The following is a 20,747-nucleotide window of genomic DNA, read 5'->3' as shown; positions in this document are numbered from 1 at the left end:
CTGTGATCCTGGTCTGTTCTTCTTTGAGTAGATCGATGCTGATGGCGTCGGCGTAGTGGGCGTTGAGGAGCTTCTTGCGTTCGTCGCGGAGCTTGGCGAGGCGACGCTTCTGACGGTCGACCTCCTTGGTGTTGAGGCTTCGAGTGATCTCGATGTGATCGGTCACGTGCTGACGGATCCCATCGAGACGACTCGGATCGAGGGTGATGATCTTGTAGTACTCGGCGACCGCGTCTTCGACCTGGTCGACGGGTAGGTAGCGCTGGTTGCAGCCGTTGCGTCGTTGTCGGCCGAGGCAGAAGGCGTACTGGTATCTGCCGCCGTTGCCTTTGGCGTTGGCGACGGTGAGGCGTGATCCGCAGCTGGCGCAGTAGATGGTGCCTTTGAGGTAGTGCCAGTGCTTGGAGCTCTTCTCGCCGCTGATGTTTCGTTCGGTGAGTAGACGCTGAACGGTCTCGAAGGTGTCGAGGTCGATGAGGGGTTCGTGTCTGCCTTCGTAGGAGGCACCGTCCCAGGTGACGATGCCGATGTAGTAGCTGTTGCGAAGCATGTCGTGCACGTTGGAGGTGTGGAGCGCCTTGCCGTCGTGGACCCGGGTGGCGTGTCCTCTAAAACCGAGCGCTTCGAGTTCTTCGCAGAGTCCGCTGAGGCTCCACTCGCCGCTTGCGTAGGCGTCGAATGCCCAGCGGACGGTGGGGGCTCGTTCGGGGTCGATCTCGACCGAACGGATCTCCCGCCCGTCAACTTTGGCGCGGACGTTGAGGTAGCCGAGGGGTGCCCGGTACGGGGTGCCACCACTCTTGGCTTTCTGGCGCATGCCTTTGCGGGCCTCGGAGGCGAGGTTGGATGAGTAGAACTCGGCGATGGTGGCCATGATCCCGTGGAGCAACTTGCCCGAGGGTGTCTCATCGATGTTCTCGGTGGCCGAGACGAGGGTGGCCCCGGCCTTCTTGATGAGCAGGCCGATCTCGACGTCGTCGCGGAGGCTGCGGGCGAGACGGTCGACCTTGTGGACGATGACGTAGTCGATGTCGTTGAGTGTCTTGATGCGTGTCAGCATTTCCTGGAGAGCCTGGCGATCGGCGGATCGTGCCGATTCGCCACGGTCGGCGTATTCGTCGACGACGGAGGCTCCGAGGCTTTCTGCCTTGCGGATGCAGGCTTCGCGTTGGGCCGGGATCGAGTAGCCCTCCTTCTCGTTGTCGCGCCCGGCTTGGGCCGAGGTGGATACCCGCAGGTAGATGACGGCTCGGTTCATCGTGTCCTCTTTCATGCTGCTGCCGTTCGTGTTGGAAGGGGTATCACATCACGGGTGTACCCGTGGCACCTCTTGGGTGCGTCGGTGAGACCGACTTGTTGGAGGCGGATGCGGGCGGCGTCGAGGGAGACGTTGAACATCTTGGCGAGCGTGGCCTCGTCCTGAGCGTTGCTGCCCCAGGCTCGTTTGACCCAGATTCGGGGCATCAGCAGGCAGGCAGCGAAGTAGTCGCAGATCCGTTCGGTGAGCCAGTCGGGGGCGGTGCCAGGGCCTGCTTTGCGGAGATGGTTGACGGCCTGGTCGTCGAGGATGTGCTTGATCTCATGCGCGGCGGTGAAGCGGCGGCGGACCGGCGACTCGTCGGCGTTGAGCAGAACGATCCACAGGTCACCGACCTGGCGGGTGGCGCCGGAGACTCCGAGCCTGGCTACTTCTTCGATGACCACTCCGGGAATGGACCGAAGTTGCTGATCGCTGATGGCGGCTGAGTCGATGCTGAGGTGGCCGCGGAGGCGTTGTGCCTGTTTCTCGGCGACGGCGAGTGCTTCGAGGTAGTGCAGGCGTCGTCGGGGAACGAGTTCCTGCAGGGTGGTGATGATCATGGTTCCTCCTTTCGCGGTCGCGCCCGCGTGAGGAGGGGCTGACCGGGTGTTAGTTGATGTGCTGTTGGCGGTACTTGTCGGCGATGAGGTTGAAGTGTTCGACGAGCTGGTCGATGGCCGCGTCGGGGAAGTCACTGTGTTTGGCTCGCAGGTATGGCTCGAAGCCGGGAAGGTCTTCGAGTTGGGCGTATCCAGCCAGGGCAAGCAGGTCGTCGAGGTCGAGGTCGAGGACCAGCGCGAGCCTCTGCAACGTCTCGGGTCGAGGTCTGGTGATCTCGCCTGATTCGATGCGTTGGATGGTGGCTCGGTGGACGCCGCCGGTGCGGTGGGCGACCTCATAAGCGGTGAGGTCCTTGGCGTGTCGAGCGGCGTGGATGGTGCGTCCCAAGGCGGTCGCTGGGTCGCTCATATATTTGGTCTCCGTTTATCCACTCCAGAGTCTCATGATGCGCGGAGGCGCGCAATGGTGGAATCGACAACATCTATGCAGCCTCCCTGTACACGTCGGGAAATGTGAAGTGCTCATCGGTGAGGTCGATTCCGACCCAGTCGCGGCCGAGGCGTCTGGCGACGTGGGCGGTGGTACCGGTACCGATGAATGGATCGAGCACCAGACCGGGCACCCTGGGAGCGTCGTGCCCGCAGTTGGGAGCGCCGCAGCGGCTGCAGGTAGTCGGCGGGCATCCGGCGAGGATCGGGGCCTCGATCAGCCGCTCTGGGAACGTGGCCGAGTGTCTGCCTCGGTGCGCGGCCTTGGCGAAACGCCACACATCGCCGGGGTTCTTGCCGAGCGGGTGGCCGATCCGACCGGCTCGTTTGAGCTTGGTGATTCCGTCATGGCTGCCGCCGTAGGAGCCATCCCAGGTGCGGAGCGACCGTGACGGCTTCGGCGGTTTGGTGAGGTGCGGGATGCGAATCGCATCGAGATCGAACCAGTAGCCCTTCTCGGTGGCGGTGAGCAGATAGATGTACTCCCAGGTGCCGCTGAGTCGGTCGCGCACCGAGTGGGGCATCGGGTTGGTCTTGGACCAGATGATCTTGTTGCGGACGATCCATCCGTGGGCGGCGAGGGCGAGCAGAAGCCGCTCGGGTCCGAAGAGGAGGCTCTTGCGGCGACTGCCCTGCCTGTGGTGCTGGGAGTAGGTGTCGGCGAGGTTGAGCCAGACGGTGCCGGTGGGCTTGATGACTCGCTGGATCTCATCGAAGACCGCGACGAGGTTGGCGACCCAGCCGTGGACATCGGGTTCGTGGCCGATCTGATCCTTCTGGCCGTAGTCACGGAGTTGGTAGTACGGCGGTGAGGTGACGACGCAGTCGACTGAGCCGCTGGGAAGGGTCTGGAGGGTGGTGCGAGCGTCGCCGATGAGGAGCCGGTTGCGTGGCTCAGACGTAGGGGTTGAAGACATGGATTCCTCCGTCTGCGGCTTTGGCGACGACGAGGTCCATTTCGAGGTCGCGGATGAGCCGGTCGATGTCGATGCTGATGTAGGCGCGGTGCTCTTTGGGGATGATGTCTTCGGTGAGTCCGGTGTCTTCGGCGAGTTGCTCGGCGTAGTCGCGGAGACTGTCCCAGCGTCCGAGGTACGCCTCCTCGAACTTGTCGAGGTTCTCCTCGGACTCGTCTCCGCTGTAGGCGACCCAGGCGCTGAAGGCGTCGCCGTGGGCTTCGATGCCCTGGGCGATGCGTGAGACGGTGTCGAATTGCGAGTACTCGTGGATGCGGGCGTAGCCGAATCCTTCGTAGTCGTGGATGGCCCACTCTTCGGCGAAGAGCTGTGGGCTGGCGGCGAGCATCCGCTGTACCGCTTGGTGGATGTCTTCGGGTTCCTGGGTGGCGTCGATCCAGGTCCCGTAGAGGCGTCCGGCGTTGTAGTCGCTGAGCGACGCCACGTAGATGCGGGGACGGATCTCGGGTTCGGCTTCGGGTGATGTTCGTGGCTGTTGTTCCATGGCACTGTTGTATGTCCTTTCCGTTACGGATTGAAGATGTTCGGGATGTCGCTCTCGAGGGCGACCTGGTGGAGCGACCAGGCGTCGGCGGGCCGGATTCCGAGCGCGTCGACGATCTGGTTCTTGCGTCGTTCGTGGGGCACGATCCACAGGACCCGGGGGAACACGCCGTGGCGTTCCTGTTCGATGCCGGTGCGGTGGTACTGCTCGTAGACCGCGGCCTTGCGGACAATCGTGGTGGTCGACTCGGTTGCCCGGTCGACTTCGACGAACCAGTGGTCCTCGAAGTCAGGTGTCACGGTGACCAGATAGGCGTCGGGTTTGAGGAGCCCGGCACCCCAGGTCCGCCAGCAGGATGGTTCGGTCTCGAACGCGGTGACTTCGATGAGGTCGACCCGGGAAGTCTCGACGGCTCGGACGTAGACCTCGGTGATCGCCAGCGAGTGTTCCAAGAAGGTGCGTCCCGGGGTGTGGGGTCGGCGGCCCGGTGCGAGTCCGAGTAGGCGGCGGCCGGTGACATCGAGCCGGTACACGAAGCCCTCGGAGCCAGCCCGCACGCCGCCGACGCGGCGATCGAGGCGGCTGATGACCCGCAGGTCGGTGAGTTGGCTGAGGCGACGGCGGGCAGTTCGAGCCTGGCTCGGTTCAGGCCAGTGGAGTCGCCGGAGCTGCCCAGCCGAGGCGATGTCCACTCGGTCGAGGGTTTCAGCAATCGCCCAATCGACCGGGCTGAGGCGACGGCGGATCTCAGCGGCGACCTGGCTGGTCACTCTCATGATCCACCTCCCACCGCGACCACCAGGGGTAGGTCATTCGTCGCAACACCGGTCGCGCCGCTGATGACCCACTTACGATTTCGCCTGCAATGGGTCGACACGAGCGGTCGGGCGAGCGGCCACCTCATCGGTCGACTCCGCGTGGCTTCCGCCCCACCTGACCGTCACCGTCCTCGACGTGAATATCAGTGGGGATCGGCCGGCCGTACAGGGCCCGCGACCGTGACCTGACGGCTTCGGCGTCACCGATCGGGTCGGAGGGCGGCAATGTTCTGCCGGTGAACGGCGGCAGCACCCGGTCGGGTGTGGCGATCCGCACCGCGATCTCCCGAGACGCCAAGCCGCGCAGGTCAGCCGCGGTGAGGTACGGCTCGAGGTCTCGGGCGAGAACCCGGGCGTCATCGGCGGTGGTCTGAAACGTGACCCTCGATCCGGTGTTGGACAGGACGTCACGACGGATGCCGTCGGGGAGCTGCCCGAGGTGCTGGTGGGCAACGACAAGTCCGACACTCATACCGCGGGCCTGGGCCAGCATGTCGCCCATCCCGATTGGAAGCCGCAGGTAGTCCTGGAACTCGTCGAGGTAAAAGAACACCGGGTGGCGATGGTCGGGATGGACGGCTGCCCGGCCGAGGACCGCCTGCCATAGTCGGGCGAGCAGCAGCCCACCGATCAGCGCGGCGGTGTCCTCGCCGACGAGTCCCTTGGCCAGGCGGATGATGACGACACGTCGCTTGGTGAACACTTCCCCGAGATCGAGTAGGCCGTCTCGATGACAAAGAACCCGCAGAGCTTCGGGTCGGAGCACGACGGCGCGGATCTTGTTGAGCACCGGGGCAATCACCGAGGTTCGTTCGGTGTCGCTCAGCGCCTCGTACCAGGTCCAGAAGCCAGCCAGCACCCGGTCGTCAATGACCGCTGGCAGGTGGCGTCGCCGGAATGCCGGGTTGGTGAGCAGGTCCGGCAGATCAGCCAGTGTCGCTGCCGGGGACGCTCCGAGGGTGAGCAGCCCGGCGCGGAGCACATCGGCGGTTCGGGGTCCCCACGACGAGGCAAACAGTCGGGCCATCACCCCAACGAGGAAGTCGGTGGTCCGATGCCGGTCGGGACCGGAGAGAATATTGAGACCGACCGGCCGATCGATCTCGGTCGGGTCGATGACGACCACCTCGTCGACACGGCTCGCCGGGACCCGCTCGCACACCAGGTCGGTCAGATCCCCCAGCGGATCGAACACCACCACCCCACGGCCTGTTCGGATATCGGCGGCGATCAGGTGGGTCAGCAGGGTGGACTTGCCGACCCCGGTCGGGCCGATCACGTGGAGGTGCCGTAGCCGCCCACTGGTCCCGAGGCGGATCTGATCGTTGGTGCCGGGAAAGGTGGAGATCCCCACCGATGGCCCGGTCGTCGGTGCTCCCGCTGGCGGTGGCAGAAGGCGGCTTGCGCCGCGGGCCAGCCCCCGGATCGGGGTTGGTTCTGTCGGCCATCCGACCAGACCGACCAGTTCACTGATATTGAGGTGCGATGGCCAGACCAGTAGCGGTGGTCTCATGCTGATGACTGACCGAGGGACTCTGGCTGAGCGTCGGGCCCGCAGGTGACCATCGGGTCCGCTCATCAGTCGCAGCACTCGAGCCGCGTTCCCGGCGAGACTTCGTGCCCGGGCCGGGTTGGCGGACCAGGCGGTGACACGGCCCGAGGCGACGACCTCGGCTTCGGCTTGCTTGGCCTTCTCGGTGCGGTCGAGTTCTTTGGAGGGAAAGCCCCAGCGTCGGGGATGCGTCAGCGGCGCAGCGAGCCACTGCACGACCACCACCTCGCCCTTGCGGAGGCTGCTGAGAGAGCCGAGCAGCGCTGCGGCCATGTCGTCGCTGATATCGGTGCGCAACACCCCGGGGGTCGGGCCGACGAGCTGCAGCCCAAAGGCTCCGCCGACAAGGCGATCGATTGGTCGGTCGGCGGCCTCGACTCTGATCCCGGGGATTGCCGAGGTGAGAGCGGAGACGGCGGCATCGCCGTCGGGAACGGTGATGAGATGAGTGATGCCCGCCTGAGATGCCCACACCTCCAAGCACAAGAACCTGCGCGCCGAGTCGAAACCGTGTGAGCGGGAAAGTGTGGCGAGGAGTGCTCGGAGGGCGGCTGCGATCTGGCGGCGGTCGACCGATCCGGGATGGGAGATCCGATAGGTGGTCACTCGGCGGTCTCCCTCTTCGTGTCCGGCTGTCCGCCGGGTTCCTGGTCGAGCAGGCGGGCCAGTTCAATGACCGCCCTCGCCAGCGCCTTGAGGTCTGGTTCCTTACGTTGTTGTCCGATGACTCGGATCCGGCGTGGTTCGGACACGATTCACCTCCTTTCAGGGATTAGGTGCAGGTGCGCACGCCAGCCCGCCCGAGCGCGACAGACCACGGAGAGCGAAGACCGGGTCGGTCAGGGGAGAAACGGAGACGGAAGCGTCGGCTGCGCCGAGCTGGCAGCGCCCATTCATCGTACGTTGCAGGCATGCGCCTTGCATATGGTGGAATGAACAACCGTTTCGCAACGCCATCAATAGCCCTTCCACAGCCTGCGAAACAGGATCGCCAAGCCCAGCAGCACCACCAGTAACGGCAATGCGGGCCCCAGCAGATTCGCTGAGACCCGCACCGCCACCGACAGCACGACCAGGTAGGCCAGGCCGCTGATCGCCCACTTCGCCATCACGCCTCGTCGATGACATCGCCGCGGACGACCCCGGCCATGTACTGACGGGCCTGCCACGCCGCGATCGACAGACGCTGCGCCGCCTGGAGGGCCTCCAGTTCGTCACGCAATGCCCGCTCGCGCTCGGGCTGGGTGTAGGTCATGTACTCGTACATCGCCCAACCGCCGCCGATCAGAGCCGCCGCCAGGATGAGAAACACGCCAAGGAGTTCCATGGCTAGTACCCCAGCTGCGCGATCTCAGCCGCGGCCAGCCCGGCGTAGGTGTCGACGATCACCCGGAAGCGGGGCTCACCGAGCGGACACTGCTCGATCAGCCGACCCTCCTCCGCGGTCAGCATCGCCACCTGGCTCAAAGCCACGTGCGTCACGTACCCCGCCGCCTGCACTTTGGCGGCAGCGATCAACCCGCGGTGAGCGGCATGCTCGACCGCACGCACTACCGGCTTCGGCACCCGCGGCGCGCCAACCCGGCTGATCCCGGTGTTGTCACTGATCCGCTTGACCAGTTCGTTGCTCATGACACCTCCTTCGATCTCGTATGAGCAACTCCACGCTGCCTGCTCCAGGAGGGCGCGGCGCAAGGTGCAATACTGGGTACGAACTGGGTATCGGAGGACGACGTGCGGCTGACCGCCGGAGAAGTCGACGTGATCGACGACAAACTCAAGTCGGTCATCCACGCCGGCCTACCCACATCCGACCAGGTCATCGACGACGCGCTACTCGACCTGCTCGGTGTAGCCGCCCGCTCGGTTCATCCTGACGAACGGGTCAGTCGCGCCGACGCCTTCAACGAACTCGTTCCACGACTGATCCCCAAGATCAAGGACGACTTCGAACGGCAGGCCACGCAGATCATCTTCGGGATCGCCCAGGGTACGAAAGGCCTCAACCTCACCAACCGCAGGTCACGGGCCGCAGCCCTGCAGGGCTATGACGACGACCACTTCCGCAAGAAGATCGAACCCAGGCTTAGGCGAGAGGTCGCCCTGCTGCTCCACCGGGACAGCCTCCGCTACAAGAGCCGCTCCCGCAGGGCCCTCGAGGCCATGGAACCGACCGGCGACACCCCGAAGCTCACTGACGATGACCTGACTGCTCAGGAGGAGCTGATCTCCCGGATCTGGGCCGAGGTGTACACCCTGCGAGCCGAGACCATCGCCGCCCTCCGCAAGCAAGGAGCGCCCGAGTACGCCTCACAGGTCGCGGAACACGAACTCGCAGCACGAGCCGCAGGGAAGCGATTGGAGGGCATGCTCGGCGAATACGTTGACACTTACGGGGAGCGATTCATTCGTCACGGCGAGAACGAATTCGACGCCGAAGGACTGAAACGGCTGGCCGCGTGGAGCATGTGAGGTTTGCTTGTCGGATTCCGCAAACTGATTCATACTGATTACCAAATAATGTAAAGGACGCTACATTGGCGAAGAAGAGCACCAAGAAGAACAAGACACTCAAGGCCACACTCTGGGAAGCAGCCGCCATGATGCGCGGGAGCCTCGAGACTGCCGAGTACAAGCACGTCGTCTTGGGTCTGGTGTTCCTCAAGTATGTTTCCGACTCCTTCGAGAACCGGCGCAATGCCATCGAGGCTTCACTCTCGGATCCTGAGTCCAAGGACTACATCCCGAACGAGGACCGTCGGACTCGGATTCTTGAGTCACGCGACGAGTACACACGTGAGAACGTCTTCTGGATTCCTGCCGAGGGTCGATGGGATGTCCTGCAGGCGAAGGCGAAGCAACCCGAGATTGGCGTCCTCATCGACAAGGCGATGGACCTCATCGAGAAGGAGAACCGATCCCTCCGTGGCGTCCTGCCCAAGACCTATGGCCGTGCTGAGATCGACAAGCGCCTTCTGGGTGAACTCGTCGACCTGATCGGCTCGATCGGCTTCACCGAGGTCGACCACGGCGCCGACGACGTTCTCGGACGGGTCTACGAGTACTTCCTCGGCCAATTCGCAGCAGCCGAAGGGACGAACCAGGGGGAGTTCTACACACCCCGACACGTCGTACAGCTACTCGTCGAAATGCTTGAACCGTACGAAGGGCGAGTCTTTGATCCCTGCTGTGGTTCAGGCGGGATGTTCGTTCAATCGGCGGAATTCGTCGCCGCTCACAACGGCCGACGCAGCGACATCTCCATCTACGGCCAGGAGTCCATGGCCACCACCTGGCGACTCGCCAAGATGAACCTCGCCCTCCGGGGACTTGAAGGCAACCTCGCCGACTCCTGGAGCGACTCCTTCCATGACGACAAGTTTCCTGACCTCCGAGCCGACTTCGTGCTCGCCAACCCGCCATTCAATGACTCAGACTGGGGTGGAGAGCGCCTCCGAGCCGATCCCCGCTGGAAGCACGGCGTGCCACCTACCGGTAACGCCAACTTCGCCTGGGTCCAGCACTTCCTCCATCACCTCGCACCCAGCGGCACCGCCGGGTTCGTCCTAGCCAACGGATCGATGACCTCCAATCAGTCCGGCGAAGGCGAGATCCGTAAGAACATCATCGAAGCCGACCTTGTTGACTGCATGGTCGCTCTACCCGGCCAACTCTTCTACACCACCGGGATCCCCGTCTGTCTCTGGTTCCTCGCCAGGAACAAGAAGAACGGTCGCTTTCGAGACCGCAGCGGAGAGACGCTCTTCATCGATGCGCGGAAGCTCGGCACCATGATCGACCGCACGCACCGAACCCTTACCCACGAAGACATCGCCCTCATCGCCGGCACCTACCACGCCTGGCGCGGCGAACCCGAGGCTGGCGTTTACGAGGACATCCCGGGGTTCTGCAAGAGCGCGACACTCAATGACATCCGAGAACACGGGCACGTCCTCACACCGGGCAGATACGTCGGGGCCGAGGACCTGGAAGACGACGACGAACCGTTCGACGACAAGATGAAGCGACTCACAGCGCGACTCGCCGAACAACAGACCGAGGCCGCGCGGCTCGACCAGCTCATGGCCGCCAGTCTCAAGGAGCTGGGTTATGGCGAGTGATTGGACAACGACCGCGTTCGGCGACTGCGCTGTGCTCGTAAGAGATACCGTCCAACCCGCGGCGGGTGGAGAAGAGCGGTATGTCGGCCTCGAACACATCGGAGAGGGATCTTTGTCCCTTCTCGGTGCAGGCACTTCAGCCGATGTCACGAGCGCCAAGGCGCGATTCAGGCGTGGCGACATCCTTTTCGGGAAGCTTCGCCCCTACTTCCGCAAGGTGGTGCGGGCCCCGTTCGACGGGATCTGCTCGACCGACATCTGGGTTGTTCGGCCGACGGAGGGCATCGATCCGGGATACCTGTTCTATTACATGGCATCACAACCGTTCGTGGACGCCGCTACCCGCGGATCGACTGGTACGAAGATGCCTAGAGCGAACTGGGACTTCGTGTCCCGGCTCGAGGTACCGGTACCCCCGATGGATGAGCAGCGCGCTATAGCAGCTGTGCTTGGTGCCTTCGACGACAAGATCGAGTTGAACCGGCGCAGGAGCGAGACCCTGGAAGGGATCGCCCGGGCGTTGTTCAAGTCATGGTTCGTCGACTTCGACCCGGTTCGCGCAAAGGCCGAGGGTGAGGATCCAGGACTGCACAAGCCGATCTCTGACCTGTTCCCCGATTCATTCGAGGACTCCCCGATCGGAGAGATCCCAGCCGGTTGGGCCGTGGCCTCATTGGGGGCCATCACAGAGAAGCCGCAGTACGGATATACCGCAAGCGCATCCGACGACCCCGTCGGACCCAGGTTCCTGCGGATTACGGATATCAACAAGACCGCTTGGATCGACTGGCGGGCGGTGCCGTACTGCGACGCAGGCCCATCGGACCGGAAGAAATATCTCCTCCGCAAAGGGGACATCGTTATCGCTCGTATGGCAGACCCGGGGCATGCTGCGTTCATCGAAGAAGGGCCTGAAGCAGTCTTCGCTTCCTACCTGATTCGCTTTCGGCCGGTGGACGAACGGTTCGGTCGCTTTCTTCAGTACTGGCTTCGCTCTAGTGCCTACTGGGACCTCGTTCGTGGGAGAGGTGCAGGAACGACCCGTTCAACCTTGAATGCCCAGACCTTGTCGCGATTCCCGCTCGTTGTCCCTTCAGGCGCTGTTGCTTCCGAGTTCGCACGTCATGTTGAATCGTTGCGAGATCGGCTAGTGGTTGGAATGGACGAGAGCGGAGTCCTCTCGCAGTTGCGGGATGCGCTACTGCCGAGACTCATGTCAGGCGATCTTTCGCTCTCACAGTCGAGGGCAGTTCCAGTCGAGGTCGGGTCGTGAGCGGTATTACGGAGGGAATCGTCGAGGACGCCTGCCTCGACTACTTCGCTGCACTTGGTTACGAGTGCCTGTTCGGTCCTGACATCGGCCCTGGTGGTACAGCGCAGGAACGGGCGGAGTGGCGTGACGTGGTGCTTCGCGATCGACTCACGAAGGCCGTCACGCGCATCAACCAAGGCCTTCCGGCCGGCACCGCAGAAGAGGTCGTCACTCGGGTCCTCCGGGCCGAATCTCAGAGCTCGCTGGTCGAGAACCTCCGGGTGCATGAGTTGATCACGAAAGGCGTTGCGGCCGAGTACCGGGCAGTCGACGGCGGTATCCGTCACGAGCTCGCCTGGCTCGTCGACTTCGAGGATCCGGCCAACAACGATTGGCTTGTCGTCAATCAGTTCACCGTGATAGAGGACGGCAAGAACCGGCGCCCCGACGTTCTCGTGTTCGTCAACGGTCTGCCGCTTGGTCTCATCGAGCTGAAGAACCCGGGCGACGAGAATGCCACCTTGAAGGGAGCCTGGAACCAGATCCAGACCTACCGCGCCGATATCCCGCCGGTCTTCGCACCCAACGCCGTCTGTGTCGCATCGGATGGCCTCGGTGCAGTGATGAGTTCGTTCTCGGCGGGCTTCGAGCACTACGCGCCATGGAAGACAATCGACGGACGAGAAGTCGTCGCAGACAAACCTCAACTTGAGGTGCTCATCCGCGGGGTCTTCGAGCCGGAGCGGTTCTTGGATCTCCTGCGCTACTTCGTCGTCCATTCCGACGAACCTGATGGTCTGGTGAAGCGGGTCGCCAAGTACCACCAGTACTGGGCTGTCGACGCTGCTGTCGAGTCGACCATCGAAGCATCGGGCCAGGACGGCGATCGACGAGGTGGTGTTGTCTGGCACACCCAAGGTTCAGGCAAGAGCTTCGAGATGCTCTGCTACGCCGGGAAGATCATGCGCTCCGAGAAGATGGGCAACCCGACTCTCGTGTTGCTAACGGACCGCAACGACCTGGATGATCAGTTGTTCGGCGAGGTGTTCGCTCCGGCGAAGACGCTCCCCGAGCATCCGAAGCAGGCCGGCAGTCGTGCCGATATGCGGCGCCTGCTGGATAGGGCTTCCGGCGGGATCATCTTCACGACGATCCAGAAGTTCGCTCCTGAGACACGCGGCGATGTTCATCCCGTGCTCACCGACCGCCGCAACGTTGTGGTGATCGCGGACGAGGCGCACCGCAGCCAGTACGACTTCGTTGATGGCTTCGCTCGGCACCTGCGGGACGCGCTGCCGAACGCCACCTATATCGGGTTCACGGGAACGCCTATCGAGGCGACCGACAGGTCGACCCGCCAGGTGTTCGGTGATTACATCGACATCTACGATCTCACCCGAGCCGTCGAGGACGGTGCGACGGTTCGGCTGTTCTACGAATCGCGGCTCGCCAAGGTGAGCCTTCCGGACGACGTGCGCGCCCAGATAGACGAGGAAGTCGCTCACATCACTGAGGGTCAGGAGATGACCGAGGTCGAGCGTGCCAAAAGCCGTTGGGCCCGGCTGGAAGCAATCGTTGGCGCGGACGAGCGGCTCGACCTGATCGCCGCCGACATCGTGGATCACTGGGAGAAGCGCCGCGACAACCTTCTCGGCAAGGCTCTCGTCGTGGCGATGAGTCGCCGAATTGCCGTGAAGCTCTACCAGCACATCGTGGCACTGCGTCCAGATTGGCACTCCGACGATCCGCTCAAGGGGCGGATCAAGGTGGTGATGACCGGTTCGGCTGCCGACCCTGCCGAGTTCCAGCCTCACCTCTACCCGAAGGACACCCTCCGCAAGATCAAAGCACGCGCCAAGGACCCGGACGATCCGCTGGAGATGGTGATCGTCCGCGATATGTGGCTCACCGGATTCGACTCACCGTCGATGCACACCATGTACGTGGACAAGCCGATGCAGGGCCACGGCCTCATGCAGGCAATTGCCCGAGTCAACCGGACCTTCCGCGACAAGCCGGGTGGTCTGATCGTCGACTACATCGGCGTCGCCCAGAACCTGCGGGAGGCACTTGCCAACTACTCACCCTCGGATCGTGACCAGGCGGGTGTGCCGATCGAACAGGTCGTCGAGGTCATGTTGGAGAAGCACGACATCGTTCGTGGAATCTTGCATGAACTCGACTGGTCCTCTGATCCATTATTGACACCTGGCGAACGGGTCGCGCAGCTCCAGAAGGGGGTCGACTTCGTCCTCGCTGATTCCGACCGGAAGACTCGCGTCCTCGACCAGACCCTCGCCCTCGCGAAGGCCTTCGCCCTGGCCGGCGCACGCGATGAGGCACTCGAGATCCGCGACGACGTCAGGTTCTTCACCGACATACGCGGCTACATCATCAAGCTCGAGAAGCAAGGCACACCCGACAAAGCAGGACGAGGCGGCACCGAAGAGGTCGACACCGCCATTGCGCAACTCGTCTCCGAAGCAGTTGCGGGCGAGGGTATCGTCGATATCTACGCCGAAGCTGGCATTGAGAAGCCCGAGTTGTCGATTCTTTCCGACGAGTTCCTCGACAAGCTCGCCCAGTCCGACAAGCCGAACCTGCAGGCGGAACTCCTGAGACGACTGCTCGAGGATCGCATCCGTACGCTGAAACGAACCAACCTTGTCCAGTCCCGCCGATTCTCTGAACTCCTCGAAGGAGCGATCAACCGCTATCAGAATCGGGCGCTGACGACGGCCGAGATCATCGCCGAGCTGGTCAAACTTGCTAAGGAGATGCGCGACATGGACACCCGGGAGAAGGAACTCGGGCTGTCCGAGGCTGAGGTCGCCTTCTACGACGCCGTTGTCCAGAACGACTCTGCCGTGCTCGAACTCGGGGACGAGGCTCTAAAGGCTATCGCCCATGAGCTCGTGGAGACCGTCCGCGAGAGCGCCACGATCGACTGGAGCCTCAAAGAGTCGGTCAAGGCCGCCATGCGAGCCAAGGTCCGGCGCCTGCTCGCTAAGTACGACTACCCCCCTGACAAGGAAGAACGCGCTATCGAGCTCGTCCTGGAGCAAGCCGAGCTGTTTGCGTTGGAGGCGGCATGACGAAGTCAAAGCCCGATGGCATGCGCCTCTTTCAACTGGAGATCGATGGCTTTCGGTCCTGCGGGGGGGTCAACGTTGCGTTCGACCCGTTATTGACGGTGCTGGTCGGGGAAAACAACTCGGGGAAGTCGAACGTGATCGATGCACTGCGTCTCGCGATCAGCCCGGCGTCGGAGAGGCCTACTCGATACTTCGAGGAGGCTGACTTCTCGTTCTGGCAGCTGGATGGACCAATTGTCTTGCGTGCCCGGTACGACGAGCTGACGGCGTCCCAAGCATCTCTCTTTACAACTGCCCTCGACGAGACAACCGAACACATCATCTACACCACGAGGTTCCGGCTCGAACCAACTGCCCCTCGCGGCACTCGTGTGGACCGCCTAGCCGGACCGCTGGATGGCCCCGATGCCGAGCCCGAGAATCGGAATCTGATCTGTCACGTCTACGCCCCACCACTAAGAGACGCCCACCGGGCTCTCGATTCAGCACAGGGATCGAGGCTCGCCCAGATTCTTGAGCGACTTGCTTCGAAGGAGGACCTCCAAGACTTCAGAGACAAAGCCAAGCTGGGTCTCGAGGACCTAGCGCGCCACCCAGCCGTGAAGAACGTACGCACTGGCATGGGTGAGCAGTTGAGCAAATTGACACGACCGATTCGTGAGCAGCTTCTCGACATACAACCTGCGAACCAGAGCATTCGCAGGCTCACAAGCAGTCTCCGAATGAAGATGTCAGAAAGGGGTGTGAGTCCCGCCGATCTAGCAGACTCTGGACTCGGCTACTCAAACCTCCTGTATCTATCGAGCGTTGTACTGGAGCTTGAGCGTGCCTCGCAAAACGAGTTGACCCTCTTCCTGGTCGAGGAACCAGAGGCGCACCTGCATCCGCAACTTCAACGAGTGCTTCTGGACTTCCTGTTCGATTCGGCTCTAGCTTCGGCGGGGAAGGATGACTCGAAAGGACCGGCCGGACGGATTCAAGTTGTTGTTACGACGCACTCACCGAATATTGCTAGTGCCGTCGGGACTGATCGTATCGTTCTCCTCAGTGCGCAGGTCAGGGATGACAGGACCGGGTTTGCGTGTGGTAACGCGGCCGAGGCGCCGGGAAATGATGAACCGAGTCCTCGCTACTCGGAGACTGCCGCGGTGGCTCTGGCAAGTGTGGATCTACTCCCACCGGATCGAGCAAAAATCGATCGCTACCTCGATGTCACACGAGCCGAGTTGCTTTTTGGCAGGAGGTTTCTCCTGGTGGAAGGGATCTCGGAAGCCCTCCTAGTTAGCGCATTCGCTTCGAGCATTCTCTCGGCAGATGCGTTCAAGGCTGTATGGGGAGGCGTGACCGTTATCAACGTTGGCAGCGTTGACTTCGCTCCGTATGTGAGGCTCCTGCTCAGCGCCGTTGACGGAGTCAGGGTTGCCGAGCACGTGGCAATTCTCACCGACGGAGACCCTGAGGTAGCTGAAGATGGGACGATCGGGTCACCAACGTCCCGCAGCGGGGATCTCAGCACTCTCGTCGGGGAGCTTGGTGCATCCGATCGAATGACAATCCACCAATCTCGTTTGACCCTCGAAGCCGACCTTGTCGAGGCGGGCAACGCCGCCATTGTTAGGCAGGCGTTCCTAGATCAACACCCACGATCGGAGGAGAAGTGGGATTCGCTCATGGTGGACGGTGATCCAGTTCGGTCCGCGAACCAGGTCTACCTCGCCATGCGAAGTAATCGCCTCAGAATACGCAAGGGAGAACTCGCACAATCTATCTCCTCCCTTGCTCTCGTATCCGGCTCACTCAATCCGCCCCCCTATATCGGCAGGGCAATTCAGACCTTGGCAAGCTTGGGTGAAGTCGGAGGGCGAGGAGACGCCACCCGATGCGGCTGAGTGAAGCCCCATCGAACGTATACCTCCCTGCATGCCCGGGGGCGGGCAAGACTCGCCAAGTAGTTGAACGATTCCTGGCGCGAACATCTGAAGTGTCCCGCAAGGGAGTCGCGTTGTTGTCCTTCAGCAACAGCGCAGTCGATGAAGCGACCTCCCGCTGCGGAGGCAGACTCGAGGTGCTGCGTGCGCCGAATTTCGTAGGAACCTTCGACTCATTCATCCATAGGTTCGTGACAACTCCTTACATGACCGGTCGCGGAGTGCAACCCGAGTACCGAGATCAGTGGGGAGATCTGGATCGCACGACCGTGGCGCTTCCCGGTGCGTACAACTATCGATACCCCCTGGAGCTGTTCGACTTCACAGCTGACGGTACGTGCACTTTGGACGTGACACGCCCCGGCATGCGCCCTGGCGAACGGCGTTATGCCGTGAGCAAGAACGCATCGCTTTGTGCCGAGGCGGCCACTCTCTGGCGAAGGCTGGTGAAGGCCGGGTTCGTGAGCTGTTCCGCGGCACGTGCGATTGCGAAGGGCCTAGTCGAAGAACCCGATTCACGAGATCGGATCGGGAGTCGCTTGGCATCGAGATTCTCCGAGATCATCGTCGATGAGATGCAGGACTGTGGACCCGACGAGCTTTCGATCTTGACCCTTGCGCACCAGAAGAAGGTCGGAGTCGTCATGGTTGCGGATATCGATCAGGCTATCTACGAGTTTCGTAACGCAGTCCCCGACAAGGTCCTCGAATTCGCTGGGACTCTGTCAAGCCTTCCGGGCCTAATGAAAAACCACCGGAGCACGCCCGAGATCTCCGCAATCAATACTTCCCTACGTCATGGGCGTGAGGTTGAAGTCTCAATGAACCCTTCGCGCGGGGTCCCGGTCTGCGTTCTCGCAACCGACGACCCAGTCCGAGTCCGTGACCTGTTCTGCGGCCTTCTACAGAAGCACGAGATCGGGAAGCACGACGCTGTCGTTCTCTCGCACAGACTCTCGGATGCTGAGGTGGTCGCGGGCACGCGGACATCATCAGCGACCACAAACGATCGAGTAGCCACTATGGCGATCTGTCTTCGAGACTCTCTCGATCCCGTTTCGTTGCCTCGTACGAAACTCCGGGCGAAGCGCCGCTTCGAGTCCGCGCTCCTCTCGCTCCTTGGTTTTGGCCCAATGGGGAGCGTGGATGAACAACTGAGACTCGCTGGTGTCGAACGGAGGTGGTTTGCGAGACTTGTCGCACGTCTCATTTCCTCACTCAAGGGCAAGGGAGATCGAAGCGACTTCGCAAGCACTCTGAAGGACTCGCTAGGCGGACTGGCGTGGCCAAGTGGTGATCAGATCGACACTGCCGGGATCAGAAAACCATCAGCGAAGTCCTGGCAGGCCGTCGATGCAAGGCCCGTGATCCGCGGGGCCCTTCGTGCAACAACCGTTCACAGTGTGAAGGGCCAGGAGTTTCGAGCCGTGCTCTTAGCCATTAGGAGACCTCGATCCGATCAGAGTGGCCTCACCGTCTTGGATCACTGGGAGCAAGATCTCCCGACCGAGGAGCGACGAGTTCTCTACGTCGGAGCTTCTCGGCCAGCGGAACTACTCGTACTAGCAATTCCTGCCTCAGCACGGGGCCAGGTCATTCGCATCCTTACGGACACAGCGGTGCCGTTTATCGAGGTTACCTAGGGGCCGGATGGTTCGCGTCTGTCCTGTCAGGCCCTTTAAAGACTTCAGACGGATTTCGCGAGCCGAGCCGGGAACCTCTCTCTCGGTTCGGGGTCTGTTTGTACGTGGAAGGGTCGCTTCTGTGGTCTAGTCTTGCGGTTCGCCGAGCAAGAGGACGGTCATGACGATCCGTAATCCCTTCAAGCTCGTGGCTACAGATGACGGTCCTTGGTACGAAATACTCCTGCCCGAATCAGACGGTGCGGTTGTACTCCAGAGCGATCAAGTCCAGACCTTGATAGCGATCCACGACTTCAGAGGCCCCGCCGATGTCCTGAACCACGAACCGGGGCATGTCTCTGGGCCGGTGGTCATGCGGTTCCCCGGCGTGTTTATGCCGCCTCAGGGGACAGTGATCCAGGTCTCAGAACCAAATCGGGATGTCATTGTGTCAGATGTCCGATTGCAGATCGACGCCGCGGGACTCGCGGCGATCGTCTACGTCACTGATTCAAGGGAGGACTAGCGGTAGCGGAGGCCGGTTCTGGGCTATTCGCGTTCAGTCTTCTGCTGGTTGCGATACTTCTCCTCCGCCTCGGCCAGTAGCTGATAGTGCGACTACCACACCGTACGGGCTGGCAACGACGGCTTGCCGCCATCATCAGAGAGTATCGACACCGTGGCCGCGAATAGCCGCACGACAGCACCTACAGCGAGTCAAGGAATTCCAGTAGCCCTGTAATCTCGCCGTTGCAGTGGTTCGCGTTCCATCCTGTTAGGCCCACAAATCGTTGTCGTTCCGACAGCGTTGCCGCAGGTTGGCGTACGCTTCTTGTGGCCGTTCGCTCGGCGACGCTGCGTTCGATGGAAGGCCGGACCTCGCCCGCGTGGGAAAGATCCTGTAAGCGTTTCAGCCGGCTCGTGCGACAGTAAGCGTGACCGCCACCACCGAGTGCTTGGCGAGGGGACTATGGGGCCGTGAATGACAGGTCGTTCGAGGACTTCTACATGAAGGAGTACCGGCACGTATTGGTGATCGCCCGTGTCTTGATGGGCGACCGGATACGAGCCGAGGACGTGACACAGGACGCCTTCGTCGCCGCATTGGATGCGTGGGGCCGCTTGAAGAACCCGGAGGGATGGATCAGGAGGGTGGTCGCCAATAAGGCAAGGTCGGCATGGCGGCGTCGCTACGCCGAAAAGAACGCGCTCAAACATTTGGAGAATGAGGTTCATGTTGGCGGTGATCTGCCCAAGGAGACGGAAGCGTTCTGGGCCAACGTGCGTTCGCTTCCGCCAAGGCAAGCCCAGGCGGTGGTTCTCTTCTACCTGGAGGACCGACCGGTCCATGATGTCGCCACCATTCTTGGATGCAGCGAGTCCACGGCCAGGGTTCACCTCACGCGCGGGCGAAGGAGATTGGCCAAATCATTGGGGGTGAACGAATGAGTGACATCGACGACCTTGGACGCCGACACGCCGACGAGGCGCGCGCTTCAGTCGCTGACAGTGAAATACCACCGATCAGTTTCGTGACGTCGAAGAGCGTCACCCGACACCCACGTGCTTGGATACCAATCGCATGGGCCGCTGTCCTCGTCGCCGTCCTGCTCCCTTTGGTCCTGCTGTGGGGGGGAGCACCCCGAAGAGATTCTGAGCCTTTCGGCGGAAGCGCCCCGACAACGGTGTCCACCAATGCCGTCACGACGTCATCGACACCGACGTCAACGACTTCCGCTTCCGTGGCAGTCGACCCACCGCTCCTCGGTTCGGTGAACGAACCATTTAACCCGCCGATCCGAGTCGTCGAGGACGCTGTCCTCCGCGTCGACGGGTCCTGCGTGACCGCCGAAACGGGCGACACGGCGATTCTTCTGGTCTTCGATCTCCCGGTCGAGCCGCCGCCAGGGGGAGGGCGGTACGTGTGGGTCCAAGGCGTCGAGGTCCACTTCGGAGACGTCGTTCCGGCTACCACGACTCAGGTCTTGTCATCTGGCGCCCGCTACCAATTCCGAGGCATCCCGCTCGATGCAGTCGATGGAGAGCTGGCCGAGCCGATGCCCTCGAGCTGCGTCTACGACGAGCAGCTGATTCTTCTCGGTGCCCTTGATGCGCCGGTTGGGCACGGGCTGACTACTCGCCCGGTCGAGGTGATGGAAGGAGTTCCCGCGGTAGGTATCAACTCGACCACGATCACCATCGCCGGCGCTTGTACCACCATCAGCTACGGAGAGCTCGAGCGGCTCGTCGTTTGGCCGGCAGGAACCGTCTCGCTTCTGGACGACCACACGATCCACATGAGCCGCTGGGAGGTACTCACCGAGATAGTGATCAGATCAGGCGACACCGTCGCGCTCTCTGGTTATGCCAGCGACAGCGCTCCTGACAACCCACCGCCTGACTGCGAGTACGACGGTACATTCTTCGCCAACCTCGTGAGACCGCTAGGAGCCAGCGGCCGCACCAGCTGACGGACACGCGTGTACGTACAAACTGAAGCACCCCGGGTTTGGTAGCGGCTCTGATTCCACGGGAGGATGGAGTCATGC

Annotated in this window: 21 protein-coding genes; 11 read left to right on the top strand and 10 right to left on the bottom strand. The window is 62.3% G+C overall.

Features of this window, described 5'->3' with window-relative positions; translation table 11 throughout:
• The first annotated feature begins 55 nt into the window (after nucleotides 1–55).
• Together WD184_04280 and WD184_04275 are read left to right on the top strand one after the other, a co-directional pair.
• A complete protein-coding gene (locus tag WD184_04280; GenBank protein ID MEX0825959.1) occupies nucleotides 56–256 on the top strand; it encodes a hypothetical protein in 201 nt (66 codons plus the stop codon).
• 228 nt (nucleotides 257–484) lie between these two features.
• Entirely contained in the window at nucleotides 485–850 is a 366-nt protein-coding gene (locus tag WD184_04275; protein MEX0825958.1) for a hypothetical protein, read from the top strand.
• Between the two features lie 419 nt (nucleotides 851–1,269).
• On the opposite strand, the gene WD184_04270 is transcribed toward WD184_04275, so the two are convergent.
• The 10 genes from WD184_04270 to WD184_04225 form a co-directional block, all read right to left on the bottom strand.
• A complete protein-coding gene (locus tag WD184_04270) occupies nucleotides 1,270–1,860 on the bottom strand; it encodes an ImmA/IrrE family metallo-endopeptidase (GenBank protein ID MEX0825957.1) in 591 nt (196 codons plus the stop codon).
• Nucleotides 1,861–1,909: 49 nt separating this feature from the next.
• Nucleotides 1,910–2,269, bottom strand: coding sequence for a helix-turn-helix transcriptional regulator (locus WD184_04265; GenBank protein MEX0825956.1), 360 nt, complete (start codon nucleotides 2,267–2,269; stop codon nucleotides 1,910–1,912).
• A 73-nt stretch (nucleotides 2,270–2,342) separates the two neighbouring features.
• A complete protein-coding gene (locus tag WD184_04260) occupies nucleotides 2,343–3,266 on the bottom strand; it encodes a site-specific DNA-methyltransferase (GenBank protein ID MEX0825955.1) in 924 nt (307 codons plus the stop codon).
• The gene (locus tag WD184_04255) at nucleotides 3,244–3,810 is read right to left on the bottom strand and encodes an antirestriction protein ArdA (protein MEX0825954.1); all 567 of its coding nucleotides are present in this window, start codon (nucleotides 3,808–3,810) and stop codon (nucleotides 3,244–3,246) included. Before WD184_04255 ends, WD184_04260 begins: the two co-directional genes overlap by 23 nt.
• Nucleotides 3,811–3,833: 23 nt before the next feature.
• Nucleotides 3,834–4,586, bottom strand: a complete 753-nt coding sequence (locus tag WD184_04250) for a replication-relaxation family protein (protein MEX0825953.1) — start codon at nucleotides 4,584–4,586, stop codon at nucleotides 3,834–3,836.
• A gap of 124 nt (nucleotides 4,587–4,710) precedes the next feature.
• A complete protein-coding gene (locus WD184_04245) occupies nucleotides 4,711–6,786 on the bottom strand; it encodes a type IV secretory system conjugative DNA transfer family protein (GenBank protein ID MEX0825952.1) in 2,076 nt (691 codons plus the stop codon).
• Nucleotides 6,783–6,932 carry a hypothetical protein gene (locus WD184_04240; protein ID MEX0825951.1) on the bottom strand — a complete coding sequence of 50 codons (150 nt, stop codon included), beginning with the start codon at nucleotides 6,930–6,932 and terminating at the stop codon, nucleotides 6,783–6,785. Before WD184_04240 ends, WD184_04245 begins: the two co-directional genes overlap by 4 nt.
• A gap of 204 nt (nucleotides 6,933–7,136) precedes the next feature.
• Nucleotides 7,137–7,292 (bottom strand): hypothetical protein, encoded by a 156-nt coding sequence (locus WD184_04235; GenBank protein ID MEX0825950.1) that lies wholly within the window; start codon nucleotides 7,290–7,292, stop codon nucleotides 7,137–7,139.
• Nucleotides 7,289–7,507, bottom strand: coding sequence for a hypothetical protein (locus tag WD184_04230; GenBank protein MEX0825949.1), 219 nt, complete (start codon nucleotides 7,505–7,507; stop codon nucleotides 7,289–7,291). Before WD184_04230 ends, WD184_04235 begins: the two co-directional genes overlap by 4 nt.
• Nucleotides 7,508–7,509: 2 nt before the next feature.
• Nucleotides 7,510–7,812 (bottom strand): hypothetical protein, encoded by a 303-nt coding sequence (locus tag WD184_04225; protein ID MEX0825948.1) that lies wholly within the window; start codon nucleotides 7,810–7,812, stop codon nucleotides 7,510–7,512.
• Nucleotides 7,813–7,914: 102 nt separating this feature from the next.
• Between WD184_04225 and WD184_04220 the strand changes: the two genes are divergently transcribed.
• The 9 genes from WD184_04220 to WD184_04180 all read left to right on the top strand — a co-directional run bounded on the left by WD184_04220 (nucleotide 7,915) and on the right by WD184_04180 (nucleotide 20,669).
• A complete protein-coding gene (locus WD184_04220; GenBank protein ID MEX0825947.1) occupies nucleotides 7,915–8,652 on the top strand; it encodes a hypothetical protein in 738 nt (245 codons plus the stop codon).
• A 65-nt stretch (nucleotides 8,653–8,717) separates the two neighbouring features.
• Nucleotides 8,718–10,301, top strand: a complete 1,584-nt coding sequence (locus WD184_04215; GenBank protein MEX0825946.1) for a class I SAM-dependent DNA methyltransferase — start codon at nucleotides 8,718–8,720, stop codon at nucleotides 10,299–10,301.
• 31 nt (nucleotides 10,302–10,332) lie between these two features.
• Nucleotides 10,333–11,574 (top strand): restriction endonuclease subunit S, encoded by a 1,242-nt coding sequence (locus WD184_04210; GenBank protein MEX0825945.1) that lies wholly within the window; start codon nucleotides 10,333–10,335, stop codon nucleotides 11,572–11,574.
• Complete coding sequence (locus WD184_04205; GenBank protein ID MEX0825944.1) at nucleotides 11,571–14,648, top strand: type I restriction endonuclease subunit R; 3,078 nt, start codon at nucleotides 11,571–11,573, stop codon at nucleotides 14,646–14,648. Before WD184_04210 ends, WD184_04205 begins: the two co-directional genes overlap by 4 nt.
• Nucleotides 14,645–16,537 carry an AAA family ATPase gene (locus WD184_04200; protein MEX0825943.1) on the top strand — a complete coding sequence of 631 codons (1,893 nt, stop codon included), beginning with the start codon at nucleotides 14,645–14,647 and terminating at the stop codon, nucleotides 16,535–16,537. Before WD184_04205 ends, WD184_04200 begins: the two co-directional genes overlap by 4 nt.
• On the top strand, nucleotides 16,528–18,219 hold the full coding sequence (locus tag WD184_04195) for a UvrD-helicase domain-containing protein (protein ID MEX0825942.1): 1,692 nt from the start codon (nucleotides 16,528–16,530) through the stop codon (nucleotides 18,217–18,219). The genes WD184_04200 and WD184_04195 overlap by 10 nt, the downstream gene beginning before the upstream one ends.
• 160 nt (nucleotides 18,220–18,379) lie before the next feature.
• A complete protein-coding gene (locus WD184_04190; GenBank protein ID MEX0825941.1) occupies nucleotides 18,380–18,724 on the top strand; it encodes a hypothetical protein in 345 nt (114 codons plus the stop codon).
• Between the two features lie 452 nt (nucleotides 18,725–19,176).
• Nucleotides 19,177–19,647, top strand: a complete 471-nt coding sequence (locus tag WD184_04185; GenBank protein MEX0825940.1) for a sigma-70 family RNA polymerase sigma factor — start codon at nucleotides 19,177–19,179, stop codon at nucleotides 19,645–19,647.
• Between the two features lie 323 nt (nucleotides 19,648–19,970).
• Nucleotides 19,971–20,669, top strand: coding sequence for a hypothetical protein (locus WD184_04180; protein MEX0825939.1), 699 nt, complete (start codon nucleotides 19,971–19,973; stop codon nucleotides 20,667–20,669).
• Nucleotides 20,670–20,747: the final 78 nt, after the last annotated feature.

The organism is Acidimicrobiia bacterium, from assembly GCA_040878325.1.
Lineage (GTDB): Bacteria > Actinomycetota > Acidimicrobiia > Spongiisociales > UBA11373 > JAUYIV01.
This window is presented reverse-complemented; position numbering and strand designations above follow the sequence as displayed.